The 12,882-nt window shown below is 72.4% G+C and carries 13 protein-coding genes; 5 read left to right on the top strand and 8 right to left on the bottom strand.

Annotated features, from left to right (window positions below):
• Positions 1–346: 346 nt before the first annotated feature.
• On the bottom strand, positions 347–670 hold the full coding sequence (locus VIW71_RS00115; RefSeq protein ID WP_331619666.1) for an ATP/GTP-binding protein: 324 nt from the start codon (positions 668–670) through the stop codon (positions 347–349).
• 176 nt (positions 671–846) lie between these two features.
• Here VIW71_RS00115 and VIW71_RS00110 point away from each other — a divergent pair, with 176 nt between their 5' ends.
• Positions 847–1,872 (top strand): LLM class flavin-dependent oxidoreductase, encoded by a 1,026-nt coding sequence (locus tag VIW71_RS00110; protein WP_331619665.1) that lies wholly within the window; start codon positions 847–849, stop codon positions 1,870–1,872.
• Positions 1,873–2,014: 142 nt separating this feature from the next.
• Here VIW71_RS00110 and VIW71_RS00105 read toward each other — a convergent pair whose 3' ends face one another.
• Positions 2,015–2,407: an SCO5389 family protein gene (locus VIW71_RS00105; protein ID WP_331619663.1), complete on the bottom strand. Its 393-nt coding sequence runs from the start codon at positions 2,405–2,407 to the stop codon at positions 2,015–2,017.
• Between the two features lie 329 nt (positions 2,408–2,736).
• Here VIW71_RS00105 and nucS point away from each other — a divergent pair, with 329 nt between their 5' ends.
• Positions 2,737–3,399, top strand: a complete 663-nt coding sequence (gene nucS, locus VIW71_RS00100; protein WP_331619662.1) for an endonuclease NucS — start codon at positions 2,737–2,739, stop codon at positions 3,397–3,399.
• Between the two features lie 37 nt (positions 3,400–3,436).
• Here nucS and VIW71_RS00095 read toward each other — a convergent pair whose 3' ends face one another.
• On the bottom strand, positions 3,437–3,589 hold the full coding sequence (locus VIW71_RS00095; protein ID WP_331619661.1) for a hypothetical protein: 153 nt from the start codon (positions 3,587–3,589) through the stop codon (positions 3,437–3,439).
• A 381-nt stretch (positions 3,590–3,970) separates the two neighbouring features.
• Between VIW71_RS00095 and VIW71_RS00090 the strand changes: the two genes are divergently transcribed.
• Positions 3,971–4,168, top strand: coding sequence for a hypothetical protein (locus tag VIW71_RS00090; protein WP_331619660.1), 198 nt, complete (start codon positions 3,971–3,973; stop codon positions 4,166–4,168).
• 34 nt (positions 4,169–4,202) lie between these two features.
• Here VIW71_RS00090 and VIW71_RS00085 read toward each other — a convergent pair whose 3' ends face one another.
• From VIW71_RS00085 to VIW71_RS00075, 3 genes are all read right to left on the bottom strand, one after another.
• Positions 4,203–7,247 carry an ATP-binding protein gene (locus tag VIW71_RS00085; RefSeq protein ID WP_331619659.1) on the bottom strand — a complete coding sequence of 1,015 codons (3,045 nt, stop codon included), beginning with the start codon at positions 7,245–7,247 and terminating at the stop codon, positions 4,203–4,205.
• 204 nt (positions 7,248–7,451) lie between these two features.
• A complete protein-coding gene (locus VIW71_RS00080) occupies positions 7,452–7,751 on the bottom strand; it encodes an STAS domain-containing protein (RefSeq protein WP_331619658.1) in 300 nt (99 codons plus the stop codon).
• 142 nt (positions 7,752–7,893) lie between these two features.
• Entirely contained in the window at positions 7,894–8,751 is an 858-nt protein-coding gene (locus VIW71_RS00075) for a 3-hydroxyacyl-CoA dehydrogenase family protein (protein ID WP_331619657.1), read from the bottom strand.
• A 158-nt stretch (positions 8,752–8,909) separates the two neighbouring features.
• On the opposite strand from VIW71_RS00075, the gene VIW71_RS00070 reads away from it, so the two are divergent.
• Both VIW71_RS00070 and VIW71_RS00065 read left to right on the top strand, forming a co-directional pair.
• Positions 8,910–9,482, top strand: coding sequence for a cob(I)yrinic acid a,c-diamide adenosyltransferase (locus tag VIW71_RS00070; protein WP_331619656.1), 573 nt, complete (start codon positions 8,910–8,912; stop codon positions 9,480–9,482).
• A 217-nt stretch (positions 9,483–9,699) separates the two neighbouring features.
• Positions 9,700–11,604, top strand: coding sequence for a glycosyl hydrolase family 18 protein (locus tag VIW71_RS00065; RefSeq protein WP_331619655.1), 1,905 nt, complete (start codon positions 9,700–9,702; stop codon positions 11,602–11,604).
• A gap of 183 nt (positions 11,605–11,787) precedes the next feature.
• On the opposite strand, the gene VIW71_RS00060 is transcribed toward VIW71_RS00065, so the two are convergent.
• Both VIW71_RS00060 and VIW71_RS00055 read right to left on the bottom strand, forming a co-directional pair.
• A complete protein-coding gene (locus VIW71_RS00060; protein WP_331619654.1) occupies positions 11,788–12,234 on the bottom strand; it encodes a DUF2550 domain-containing protein in 447 nt (148 codons plus the stop codon).
• Between the two features lie 175 nt (positions 12,235–12,409).
• Positions 12,410–12,784 carry a F0F1 ATP synthase subunit epsilon gene (locus tag VIW71_RS00055; RefSeq protein WP_414720609.1) on the bottom strand — a complete coding sequence of 125 codons (375 nt, stop codon included), beginning with the start codon at positions 12,782–12,784 and terminating at the stop codon, positions 12,410–12,412.
• Positions 12,785–12,882 lie beyond the last annotated feature (98 nt).

The following is a 12,882-nucleotide window of genomic DNA, read 5'->3' as shown; positions in this document are numbered from 1 at the left end:
CGAACCCGGAGCGCGCCCTCCCACCGCGGCACCCGGGTCCCGCCGCAACGGCGGGACCCGGGTGCCGCGCGATCCGGGACGGCGCTGCCCGGCGGGCCGAACCACCCCAACCGGCCCCGAGGCGAAGCCTCGGCAAACCCTCGGCCCGGTGCCGCGTCAGCCGCGTCGTCCGCGTCGTCCCCGTCGGCCAGGGCTGGTCAGGGTTGGCCCCGTCGCGACGCCCGGCACGGCACCTCGCGGCGCTGCCCCACCGACCGGGCAGGCCCACGACGAGGCCGGTCCGGCGCCCTGCGACGCACCCGCACCGGATGCCGCTCCGAGACGGGCACCTCCTGACCGCGCGGCGCTAATACCGAGGCGCGTTACGGGACCGCTGCACCTTGGTGGTGCGGCGGTCCTTCGCGCTCCAGCACGCCCGGTGCCAGTGCCGCCGATCGTCCACGCCCCCGTACTCGCGCCACGCGACCACGTGGGCGACACCCGGCGGGATCTCCTGGTCGCAGCCCGGGCACCGGTAGAGCTTCGCGGAGGCGCTGCCCGCGATCGGGCGCACCACCCACTCCTCGCCCTGCCACAACTCGGTGCTGCCGCCGCCGACACCGGATTCGCGTTCATGATCGTGGTCGGCGGGGCGGCCCGAGGCGTACGGGCGGTTTCGTCGCGGCGACACGGGGCACCTCGCGCTCTGCTGGTCTCTTCGCGGACAGTCAGTCCAGCGTACGCGCAGGGACAGCGACCGGCCGAGCGGTACCTTCCGCGAGCGGCTGCCGAAAATCATGAAAACGCCGTAGAAAGCCGTGCCTTTGGCACGTGCCAGGCGTTAGATGGTGAAGGAGGGAGGGAGCGATGCGAGTTGGGGCATTCGTTCTCGCGGCCCAGTTCCCGGGACAGGGCCAAGGGGAAGCGCTGCACCGGGCGATATTCACCGCCGATGCGGCGGAGAGCGCGGGGTTGGACGCGGTGTGGCTGGCCGAGCACCACTTCGTGCCGTACGGCGTGTGCCCGTCCGCGATCACCCTCGCCGGTGTGCTGCTCGGGCGGACCTCGCGGATCGGGGTCGGCACCGCGGTGAGCGTGCTGCCGACCGCGCACCCGGTGGCGCTCGGCGAGCAGTCCGCGCTACTGCACGTGGCGTCGGGCGGCCGGTTCACGCTGGGCGTGGGCCGCGGCGGCCCCTGGGTGGACCTGGAGGTATTCGGCGCTGGTCTCGCGGCCTACGAAAGCGGCTTCCCCGAATCCGTCGACCTGCTGTTGCGCTGGCTGCGCGAGCCGGCCGTCGGCGCGGACGGCCCCCGGTACGTGTTCCGCGAAGTGCCCGTCGTACCGCGCGCCGACGAACTCGACGGCGCCTGCGGCCCACCCGTGGTCGTCGCCTGTACGTCGCCGGGTACGGTCCGGCTGGCCGCCGAGCGCGGGCTGCCGATGCTGCTGGGCATGCACTGCGGGGACGAGGAGAAGGCCGAGATGGTCGCGCTGTGGCGCCAGGCCGCGCTGGCCGCGGGCCACCCGTCCGACACCGTCACCGCCGCCGAGCACGTCTCGGTCGGCGTCGTCCAGATCGCCGACACCCGGGCGGACGCGGCCGAGTCACTTCTGAAAGCGATGCCCGGCTGGCTGCAGCAGGGACTCGCGGCGCATCGTACGTACGACGGTTCGCCACGGGCGATGCGCGATCCGCTCGCCTACACCCAACTGCTGTGCGCCCTGCACCCGGTGGGCCCGCCTAGGCTCTGCGCCGACCGGCTCGCGGCGACCGCCGAGCGTACCGGCATCACGCGGTTCGCCCTCCTCGCGGAGGGCTCGGGCGATCTCGCGACCACGCTGGAGAACGTGGCCCGACTGGGCGCGGACGTACTCCCGGAACTGGCCTGATTCGGTGTACGGGGCCGGTTGCGGGAGCACGTCCGGTTGTGCGGACCGCGGGTGGTCGCTTATCCCGGCGGGCTGCGGATCCCGGCGATCGGTTCCGCCGGCGCAGCCGGCACCCGCCGACCGCGGCTACCCGCGGCAGGGCTCAGCAGTCCCGCAGCTCCTCGGACTGGTTGAGGACCTGCGCGCGGGTCGAGGTGAACCGCGCGTGGCTCGCGTCGACCGCGGGGTCCAGCGGGAAGACCGCCACCCGGTGGCAGTTCTGGAAGGCCAGCCGCACCCCGAAGTGCCGCTGTAACGCCCCCCGTATCGCGTCGCTCGCCAGCGCGCGCAGGAGCTGACCACGCTCCTTCTCGCTCGGCGGCGGCACCTGGTTGTCGGCGAAATCGCCCCCGTCGACCTTCAGTTGCGCGACCAGCGAGCTGATCATCTCCCATGCGTAGGGGAGGGACGTCCGGACGCAGTCGACGAACTCCTGCTCGTCGACCTCGCCTCGCTCGGCCTGTTCGAGAAGGGCCGGAGAGACGTCGAGCGACATGGGTACTCCTCTCGTGACCCCGTCACCTGAACGGGGTCAAGTGGGGCACCCCCATGCCCGAAGGGCCAAGGGGGAGGATGAACGGAAGCCGTCCCGGCGGTGCCCGCCCGTGGGCTCCCGGCTCCCACCGTATGGGTCCCCGGCACGGCCGCACCAGGCGGCGACATTCACAACCAGCCAATTTTGTGTGGTCGGCCGACGTTGCCAGACGGTCGGCGATGTGATCTTCGCCGGGGTGCCGACCATGCCGGTGCCGCCGAGGCCGCCGGGTGGCCCGCGGCGGAGGGCGAATCGCGTGGGGGCGGCGAGGTCGAGTAGCGTTGCGCTCCATGCGTCTCGTCATCGCCCGCTGCTCCGTCGACTACGCGGGCCGGCTCTCCGCTCACCTCCCCACGGCCACCCGGCTGCTGCTGATCAAGGCGGACGGCAGTCTGTCCGTGCACGCCGACGACCGCGCCTACAAGCCGCTGAACTGGATGTCGCCGCCGTGCACCCTCAAGGAGGGCGACGACGGCGTCTGGACGGTGGTCAACAAGGCCGGGGAGCAGCTGATCATCAGCATCGAGGAGATACTGCACGACTCCTCGCACGAACTCGGTGTCGACCCGGGCCTGATCAAGGACGGCGTCGAGGCGCACCTCCAGGAACTCCTGGCCGACCGCATGGAGATCCTCGGCGCGGGCTGGACCCTCGTCCGCCGCGAGTACCCCACGGCGATCGGCCCGGTCGACATCCTCTGCCGCGACGCCTCCGGCGGCACCGTCGCCGTCGAACTCAAGCGCCGCGGCGACATCGACGGCGTCGAGCAGCTCACCCGCTACCTCGAACTCCTCAACCGCGACCCCCACCTGGCCCCGGTCCGGGGCGTGTTCGCGGCCCAGGAGATCAAACCCCAGGCCCGCGTCCTGGCCACCGACCGCAACATCGACTGCCTCGTCCTCGACTACGACGCCATGCGCGGCATCGAGGACGACAAACTCCGGCTCTTCTGACCCGCCGGGCACCCCCGGCCTGCGAAAAGGGGGTGCCCTACAGCCGGTTCGGCCAGCCGAAGGTGACGAGGTCGGCGCGACGGACGGCGTCCGCGCCGCGGATGCCCCGCAGGAACACGACCGCCAGGGTCGTGAGGAAGAGTGCGGCGAATCCTGCGGCCAGGTGCCGGCGACCGGACCGCGGAACCACCCCGCGAGCACAGCGGCGGCGACGACGATCCCGAGGCCGACGTTCGCGGCGAACAGGTCCGCGCGCAGCAGCCCCACGTACAAGGCGATTCCGGGGATCGCGGTCGAGGACCGGGCGACGGCCGCTCCGTTGACGGAAGGTCACCGCCCGCCCGCACCTTCCTTGATCACGCCGCTCTCCTCCACTCAGCCCGCCGGCACAGACGGCCGTCGGCCGTCCCGGACGAACTCAGTGAACCGAGCACACACGTGCGGCCACTGGGCGTAGTCAACGCTGCGCCACGAAACCGTCGGCGACCACGCCAGCGGCCAGGACCCGTTCCTGTCCGGCGACTCGACCTGGCTGAACACCCGCCAGGTTCTCGGCCTCAGCCTGGGCGGCGTGGCCCACCTCGTCGCCCACCGCGTCGGCGCGGCCCTGTCAGCCGTGGTCGACCTCACCCACCGCGGCGTCCTGCGCGAGCCGCGGCCCGCGATCGTCCCGCTTGGCGAAGCCGCAGACATCCACCGCGCCCTGGAGAACCGTACCGCGCAGGGCAAAACGGTCCTCGCCGTCCGGGGGAACTCCACCAGCCGCTGACTGACCGGCGGTGCCGAGTGGGGCTCAGGGCGGGTTACGTCGCGAAGGCCGTGGGGGTTGTGGAAGGGCTCGGCTCCGGGGAGGTGGTGGCGGTCTCGGCGGAGGTGGTCTGCGCGGCGGCGGCCGTGGTGGGCGTCGCGGAAGGGCCGGCTGAGGACGACTGGGGCAGGGTCACGGGGCCTGTCGGCGGCGAGGTGGTGGACGAGGGTGCGGTGTCCGTCGGTGTGGGCGCCGTCGCGGTCGGACTCGTGGACGGGGTCTGCGGCGGCTTCGACGTATCCGTCACCGGCGGCGGGGTCGTGGACCCGCCGCCACCCGTGGTGGTGGTGCCTGCCGGGGAGGTGGTCGGGGCACCCGGCGGAGAGGTGATGCGGCCCGGCGGGCTCGTGGTGGGCTGGTCCGGGGGCGGCGTGGTGCCGTCGGTGGAGCCCGGGGCCGACGCGGTCGTCGTCGTGGGGGCCGTGGAGGAGGGTGTGGTGGAGGCCGGGGCAGCAGGGGCCGTGGCGCCGCCGTCCTCCGGGGGTGCCGTGATGTCGCCCGAGCCGTCCTGCCGGCCGGATTCGATGGGCTGTACCCGGTTGGGGGTGTCGCCGCCGCCCGAGGTGGCGCCCAGGGTGACGATCGTGCCGAGGACGCCCGCGAGGAGGACGCCGGTGCCGGCCGCGACGAGGTTGCGGCGGGAGCGCACGGCGACGAGGCGGTGGGCGGGGACGCCGCCGGGTCCGCCGCCGGAGGAGGACGTCGGGCCCGCCGGGTGCTTGTTGATCACCGTGAGCGCCGCTTCGGGCAGCGCGAGAGCCGTCGCGGCGGGCACCCCGGAGCCCGCGGGCAACGCCGGGAGGGACGCGCCGGCCGGGAGTGCCGGCGGCCTCGCTCCCGCCCGGTCGTTGATCAGCGCCAGCGTACGGCGGCCGACGACCGTGCCCTGGCGGTCGGCCAGGGCACCCCGCAGCGCGATGGACGCCTCAAGCTCGGCTCGGGCCCGGTCCGTATGGCCGGTACAGAGCGCCAGCACGCCCAACTCGTGGTGGAAGTACGCCTCTTCGGCGACCTCCCCGGCCAGCCGGGCGGCCTCCTGACCGACCCGCAGCGCCCGCTCCCACGCGCCCCAGTGCAGCGCCGCGGCGAACACGGGCGCCACCGAACGCGCGAGCAGCACCGCCGCACTGGCGTGGCCGCCGTCGCGGCACGCGGTCATCGCCGCGATGATCGCCTCGGACTCGGCGGCGGCCCGCGCCGGGGTGACGGAGGGGTGGCCGGTCCACCAGGTGTAGTGGAGGGCCGCGGTGTGCGCCTGGATGTCGGAGAGTTCGCCGTCCTCGGCGAGGGTGGCGGAGAGCTGCTGCACGACGCCGGCGGCGAGGCGGAAGTGGGAGCCGACGGGCAGGGCGAGCCCGACGGAGGTGAGTTCGCCCATGGCCGCGTCCCCGTGGGCGTCCCCGACGAGCGCGGGCAGGTGGGACGGGTGCGGGCACTCGCCGTCCAGCGCGACGGCGAAGGCCAGCGCCTCGCGCGCCGCTTCGCCGAGCCGGGAGACGAGCAGGTTGGCGGGCGCGGCGCCCTCCGCGAGGGACGGCAGCGGTACGTGGGCGGCAGGCAGCAGCACGGGAGCGGGCGACGGGACGGGCACGTACTCGGCGCCGGCGGACGGCTCGGTCGGCGCCGAGTACGCGGCCCCAGCCTCGGACCCAGCCCCGGACCAGGCTCCCGGCACCGGCTCGTCGAACCCGGTGAGATCCGGGATCTCCGGCGATGCCCCGCGCACCGCGGCCGGCGAACCGTTTTCCCAGACGGAGTCGTCCGAGTCCGGCTCGGGCGGCTGGCGCAGCACGTCCCGCTGCCGGAGCAGCGCCCCGGCCTGTACGAACCGCAGCGGCAGCCCCTCCGACTCGAACCACAGGTCCGCCGCCCAGGCCGGCTCGTCGTCCTCCAGCCGCCGCCCGGCGGCGAGTTGGAGCAGATCCACGCAGGCCGCCCGGGTGAGCCCGGGCAGGAAGACCTCTTCGATCATCGAGTCGGGCGAGGGCGCGGGGACGTCGGGGGTGGCCGACAGCAGGAAGGCGCACTCGGGCGCGGTGGCGAGCAGGTCCTCCAGCGCGGACCCGCCGAACTCCAGGTCGTCCAGGACGACGACCGCGCCGATCGCCCGCAGCAGTCGTGGGAGGTCCGCCCGGTCGGGGCGGTGGTCCTCACCGGCGTAGACGGTGGCGTAGAGGTCCTGGAGGAGGTCGGCGGCGGTGCGCCGGTAGCCGGAGAGCCACAGCACGCCGTCGGGCGCGAGGTCGCCGCAGGCGTCGGCGACCGCTTCCAGCAGGGTGGTACGCCCCACGCCGGACGGGCCGGTGACCCGGATCGAACGGCCGCGGGCGAGCAGCCGGACCAGCCGCTCCTTCTCCTCGTCGCGTTCCAGCAGCGGCAGTTCGGGCGCGGGCGGGCCCGGCGGCGGGGCGGGGCGCGCGGCGCCGATCCGGGCGGCGCGATCCACCTCGGAACGGCGGACCGGCGTCCTGCGCTCCTCGGGCGGGCACGGCGTGACCTCCGTGCCGTCCACCGGATTGACCGTCAGCAGGTAGTCACCGGCCACGATCCGCCGCACCCGGGACGTCCCGCCGCTGGGCGTCCCCCTCTCCGCGGGGACCGAGTCCCTCGGCGGCCGGGCCGTCACCCGCGGCAGCGGCGACGTCCCGTCGGACAGCGGGACGATCTGCGGCGGTGTCAGCGGTACGAGCGCCGCCGCGGAAGACGCGGAAGACCCGACAGACGCGGGCCTCGCCCCGAACGGGTCGAACGCGGCCTGGTCGCCGGCCTCGTCACTTGGGTTCCCGGCCCCGACAGCGCCAGCCGTGCCGCCCGTGCCGAACCCGTCGAACGCATCGGCACCTCCCTCGCGGCCGGTCCCCACCGTGTCATGGGTTCGGCCCGAACCGGCACCGCCGCGGAACCCGTCGAACCCTTCGCCGCCGCCCACCGCGTCCGATCCGCCGACACCGACACCGGCACCCGTACCCGTGCCGAACGGGTCGAAGCCCTCGGACGTCCGGTCCGGACGCTCGCCCGGGTCGCCGTTCCGCTGATCCATCTCGTACGCCCCCCAAGGTGCGTGACGTATGGGGGCATCCTCGGACGTGCCGCCTGGGCTTGCGCGTAGGCGATCGCTCGCGCGGGACCCGTCCGATTCCCCTTGTCCGGCGTACGGGGTGGCACGCCGTCTGGCCGTTCGAGCCCAAACTCTAAGGGCTCACGCCGTATCGATGAAGGGCAGGGTTGCCGAGCTGCCCTTACATCACCTTTCGGCCTCGATCGCGAGGATTCGGTGCAGCCGGGTGGCCACCAGCAGCCGCTGCATCTGCGGCGGCACCCCGCGCAGCACCAGCCTCCGGTTCGCGCGGCCGGCCCTGCGGTGGGCGCCCATGATGACGCCGAGACCGGTCGCGTCCCAGGAGTCGAGTTCGGTCAGGTCGAGTACGAGATCGCCGCGGCCGGAGTCGACGGCGGTGTGCAGAGCCGTACGGGCGTCCGCGGCGCTGCGTACATCGAGGCGGCCTCCGACGACCAGCTCGGCGTCGTCGCCCCTGATGTGCATAGTCACTCCCCGGAGGTGCTGGCGTGAACGCCGTCTCGACGGCCGGATCCGTATGTCTTCACACAACTGACGGCCCGTCGCACAGAGAAGTTGCCGTCTGTGAGCGAATCGATACCGAATTCACTCCTCCGAGTGATGTTTCTTAGTTCGCTCCGTACCTGTAGAACCCCTGACCGGTCTTGCGGCCGAGGTCCCCCGCGTCGACCATGCGGCGCATGATCTCCGGCGGGGCGAACTTCTCGTCCTGCGACTCGGTGTAGATGTTGCCGGTGGCGTGCAGCAGGATGTCGACACCGGTGAGGTCGGTGGTGGCGAGCGGGCCCATCGCGTGGCCGAAGCCGAGCTTGCAGGCGGTGTCGATGTCCTCGGCCGAGGCGACCCCGGACTCGTAGAGCTTGACCGCCTCCACGACGAGCGCGGAGATGAGCCGGGTGGTGACGAAGCCGGCCACGTCGCGGTTGACGACGACGCAGGTCTTGCCGATGTTCTCGGCGAACTCACGGGCGCGGGCCAGCGTGTCGTCGCTCGTCTTGAGGCCGCGGACGAGTTCGCACAGCCGCATCAGCGGGACCGGCGAGAAGAAGTGGGTGCCGACGACGCGCTCGGGGTGCTCGGTGGCGGCGGCGATCTTGGTGATCGGGATCGCGGAGGTGTTGGAGGCGAGGATCGTGTCGTCGCGGACGATACGGTCCAGGGTGCGGAAGATCTCCTGCTTGACCTCGACCCGCTCGAAGACGGCCTCCACCACGAGGTCGGCCTCGGCCGCCGCGTCCAGGTCGGTGGTGGTGGTGATCCGGGCGAGCGCGGCTTCGGCCTCCGCCGCGTCGAGAGTGCCCTTGGCGACGAACTTCTCGTACGACGCCCGGATTCCGTCCGTGCCACGGGCCAGCGCCTCGTCCGTGACGTCCCGCAGGATCACCTCGTAGCCCGCCTGTGCGGACACCTGCGCGATGCCGGAGCCCATCAGTCCGGCTCCGATGACGGCGAGCTTCTTCGCCACGGCACACACCTTCCGTTCGGGGGTCTCGCCGGACCTTAACGCTCGTTCACCACCGGGCGCAGCACGTTGCCGGACGCGCCACCGTGTGTCTTTGGTCGCACCGTTGGCGGTGCTCGCGGTGGGGGCGGCAGGAGGCCGCAGGGCCTACGCTCACAGACATGGTCAACCTCACCCGTATCTACACGCGCACCGGCGACGACGGCACGACCGCGCTGGGCGACATGAGCCGCACGGCGAAGACCGACACCCGGATCGCCGCGTACGCCGACGCGAACGAGGCCAACGCGGCGATCGGGGTGGCGCTCGCCCTCGGGACGCTGCCGGAATCCGTGACCGCGGTCCTGATCCGCGTGCAGAACGACCTTTTCGACGTGGGCGCGGACCTCGCGACCCCGGTGGTGCCGGACCCGGCGTACCCGCCGCTGCGCGTGGAGCAGTCGTACGTCGACCGCCTTGAGGCGGAGTGCGACCGCTTCCTGGCCGACCTCGACAAGCTCCGCAGCTTCATCCTGCCCGGCGGGACCCCGGGCGCCGCCCTCCTCCACCAGGCGTGCACCGTCGTCCGCCGCGCGGAACGCTCCACATGGGCGGCGCTGGCCGAACACGGCGACACGATGAACCCGCTGACCGCCACCTACCTCAACCGCCTCTCCGACCTGCTGTTCATCCTGGCGCGGACGGCCAACAAGGAGCGCGGAGACGTGCTCTGGGTACCTGGGGAGAACCGCTAGGACAGCCCGCCGGGCCGGACGGCCGGCGCGGTCCGGGACCCATTGACCAATTGGTCCATACCTTTTACGCTCCTGAGCGCAAGGTCAGATGTGTCATGTCTAGATCATTTACCTCCAGATCACCCCCACCCCCACGGCCGTCCCCACCCGGGGACCGGTGCGAGGAGTTCCCTTGAGATCTGACAGTCATGCACAGAGTCGTGGAGTACGGCACCGGATGACCCGCCTGCGGCGCCTCGTCGCCCTCGGCGCGATCGGTGCGCTCGTCGCCGTCGGTCTCACCACCCAGGCGCACGCGGCGGACCCGAACATCCTGGCCAATCCCGGTTTCGAGTCCGGCCTGGCCGGATGGACCTGCACGGCGGGCAGCGGCAGTACGGTGTCCGCTCCCGTGCACGGCGGGTCGGCCGCCCTGCGCGCGCTGCCGACCGACGCCGACACCGCCCAGTGCTCGCAGACGGTCGCCGTCACACCCGGCTCCGCGTACACCCTGAGCGGCTACGTCCAGGGCAACTACGTCTTCATCGGCGCCACCGGCACCGGGGGCACCGACCCGTCGACCTGGACCTCGGCCACCGCGTACCAGCCGCTGAGCACGACGTTCACCACGGGCCCGAGCACCACATCGGTCACGGTCTGGGTCCACGGCTGGTATTCCCAGGGCGCGTACCACGCCGACGACCTCGCCCTCGTCGGCCCGTCCGGAGGCGGCACCACCGACACCCCGCCCTCGGCGCCCGGCACCCCCACCGCGAGCAACGTCACCAGCACCTCGCTCACCCTGAACTGGACCGCCGCCACCGACGACCACGGCATCCAGAACTACGACGTCCACCGCGGCGCCACCCGGATCGCCACCGTCACCGGCACCACTTTCAACGACACCGGACTCACCGCCGGCACCACCTACACCTACACGGTCACAGCCCGCGACACCGCGAACCAGACCGGCCCCTCCAGCGGCGTCCTGACCGTCGCCACCAGCGGCACGGGCGGCGGAGGAGGCGGCAGCGGCACCGTGAAGCTGGGGTACTTCGCCGACTGGGGCGTCTACGGCCGTCAGTACTTCCCCAAGAACATCGAGACCTCGGGCAGCGCCTCGAAGATCAACACGATCAACTACGCGTTCGGCAACGTCACCAACGGCCAGTGCGCCGTCGGCGACGCCTACGCCGACTACCAGATGACGTACACCGCCGCGAACAGCGTCGACGGCACCGCCGACACCTGGGACCAGCCGGTGGCCGGCGCCATCAACCAGCTCCGCCAGCTGAAGAGGCTGCACCCGGGCCTCAAGGTCATCTGGTCCTTCGGCGGCTGGACCTGGTCCGGCGGCTTCCCCCAGGCCGCGGCGAACCCCACCGCCTTCGCGACCTCCTGCTACAACCTGGTCGAGGACCCGCGCTGGGCCGACGTCTTCGACGGCATCGACATCGACTGGGAGTACCCGAACGCCTGCGGTCTGTCGTGCGACACCAGCGGCGCGGCGGCCTTCAAGAACCTGATGTCCGCGCTGCGCGCCAGGTTCGGCACCGGCCTGGTCACCGCGGCCATCACCGGGGACGGCTCGGCCGGCGGCAAGATCGACGCCGCCGATTACGCGGGCGCCGCACAGTACGTCGACTGGTACAACGTGATGACGTACGACTACTTCGGCGCCTGGAACGCCCAGGGCCCGACCGCCCCGCACTCCCCCCTCACCTCCTACAGCGGCATCCCGCAGGCGGGCTTCAACTCCGACGCCGCGATCCAGAAGCTCAAGGCCAAGGGCGTCCCGGCGAACAAGATGAACCTGGGTATCGGCTTCTACGGCAGGGGCTGGACGGGCGTCACCCAAGCCGCGCCGGGCGGCACCGCGACCGGGGCCGCGGCCGGCACGTACGAGCAGGGCATCGAGGACTACAAGGTCCTCAAGACCAAGTGCCCGGCCACGGGCACCGTGGCGGGCACCGCGTACGGCCACTGCGGCAGCGACTGGTGGAGCTACGACACTCCGTCCACCATCGCCGGCAAGATGGCGTACGCCAAGACCCAGGGCCTCAAGGGTGCGTTCTTCTGGGAGTTCAGCGGAGACACCGGCAACGGCGAACTCGTGACCGCGCTCAGCAACGGTCTCGGGTAGCGCCCTGTACCCGTACCGGGCAGGCGATCTCGGCCCCGCTTGCCCGGTACAGCAATCGGGCGACGCTCACGCCCCAGCCTCCGGCCGGGGGTACCCCCAACAGCGAGACCCCTTTTTTTCAGGCCACATTGACCCTCCCCCAGCCTCCGGCCGGGGGTACCCCCAACAGCGAGACCCCTTTTTTCAGGCCACATTGACTCGCTGGCCCGGTGGAGCGGCCTCCAGCCAGGCGAGGAAACCGGTCAGGGCGTCGTCGCTCATGGCGAGCTCCAGGCGGGTGCCGCGGTGGGCGCAGGTGAGGACCACCGCGTCCGACAGGAGGGCGAGCTCCTCGGAGCCCTGGGGGTCGCGGCGACCCAGTACCTCGATGGCGGGGCGTTCGAGGATGCGGCGGGGGCGGATCGCGTAGGAGAAGACGCGGAACCATTCGACGCGGTCGCCGCTGTAGCGGGCGACACCGTAGACCCACCCCTTGCCGCCGGGTTCCGTGCCCTCCGGCGGGGCGACCCGCAGGCTGCAGTCGAAGGTGCCGCCGGGGCGCTGGATGAGGCGGCGGCGCAGACCGAAGAGGAAGAGTCCCAGCAGCGCCGCGGCGACGATCGCGCCGCCCACCTGGAAAGCGAGGATCACGCCCACCGACCTCCTCGCCTAGAAATGGTTGCCGCCCTTGCTGTGCCGGAGCCGCGAACCGCCCGAGGGGGCAGTCCGCGGCGCCGTGGTCCTGCGGTTACGCCTGTGATGACTGTCTTCGGTTGTGTGTTCGGCGGTCGTACGTGCGGTGACGGTGCGTGCCGCGGTCGTACGTTCAGTGTGCGCCCGCCGCCGCGGTCAGCCGGACCTCGGCGCGGCGCTCGGCCGCCGCGTCGGCCTCGGCCTTGGACCGCTCCAGCGCCCGCTCCGCGCGGGCGACGTCGATCTCCTCGGCCAGCTCGGCGACCTCCGCGAGCACCGACAGCTTGTCGTCGGCGAAAGAGATGAAACCGCCGTGCACGGCGGCGATCACCGTGCCGCCGTCGCTGGTGCGGACGGTCACCGGACCGGACTGGAGCACACCGAGCAGCGGCTCGTGTCCCGCCATGATGCCGATGTCACCGGACATGGTGCGGGCGATGACCATGGTGGCCTCGCCGGACCAGACACTGCGGTCCGCGGCCACCAGCTCGACGTGAAGATCGGCCAAGACGGCTCCTCGGTTCGGCATCCACCGCCTGCGGGCGGATGCGTAAGACAAAGAATAAGGGGTGCGATCGGGGGGCAGGGGCCCCCGGGCACCCCCGG

Origin of the sequence: Streptomyces sp. (assembly GCF_036524955.1) — a bacterium.
In the GTDB taxonomy this organism is placed as follows: Bacteria; Actinomycetota; Actinomycetes; order Streptomycetales; family Streptomycetaceae; genus Actinacidiphila.
The sequence above is the reverse complement of the archived record's forward strand: the minus strand, read 5'-3'. Positions and strand labels throughout refer to the sequence as shown.

Coding starts and splice junctions, on each gene's coding strand:
- VIW71_RS00110 (WP_331619665.1), top strand. CDS start 847: ATGCGAGTTGGGGCATTCGTTCTCGCGGCCCAGTTCCCGGGACAGGGC.
- VIW71_RS00065 (WP_331619655.1), top strand. CDS start 9,700: ATGACCCGCCTGCGGCGCCTCGTCGCCCTCGGCGCGATCGGTGCGCTC.
- VIW71_RS00080 (WP_331619658.1), bottom strand. CDS start 7,751: ATGCACATCAGGGGCGACGACGCCGAGCTGGTCGTCGGAGGCCGCCTC.
- VIW71_RS00085 (WP_331619659.1), bottom strand. CDS start 7,247: ATGGATCAGCGGAACGGCGACCCGGGCGAGCGTCCGGACCGGACGTCC.
- VIW71_RS00070 (WP_331619656.1), top strand. CDS start 8,910: ATGGTCAACCTCACCCGTATCTACACGCGCACCGGCGACGACGGCACG.
- nucS (WP_331619662.1), top strand. CDS start 2,737: ATGCGTCTCGTCATCGCCCGCTGCTCCGTCGACTACGCGGGCCGGCTC.
- VIW71_RS00105 (WP_331619663.1), bottom strand. CDS start 2,407: ATGTCGCTCGACGTCTCTCCGGCCCTTCTCGAACAGGCCGAGCGAGGC.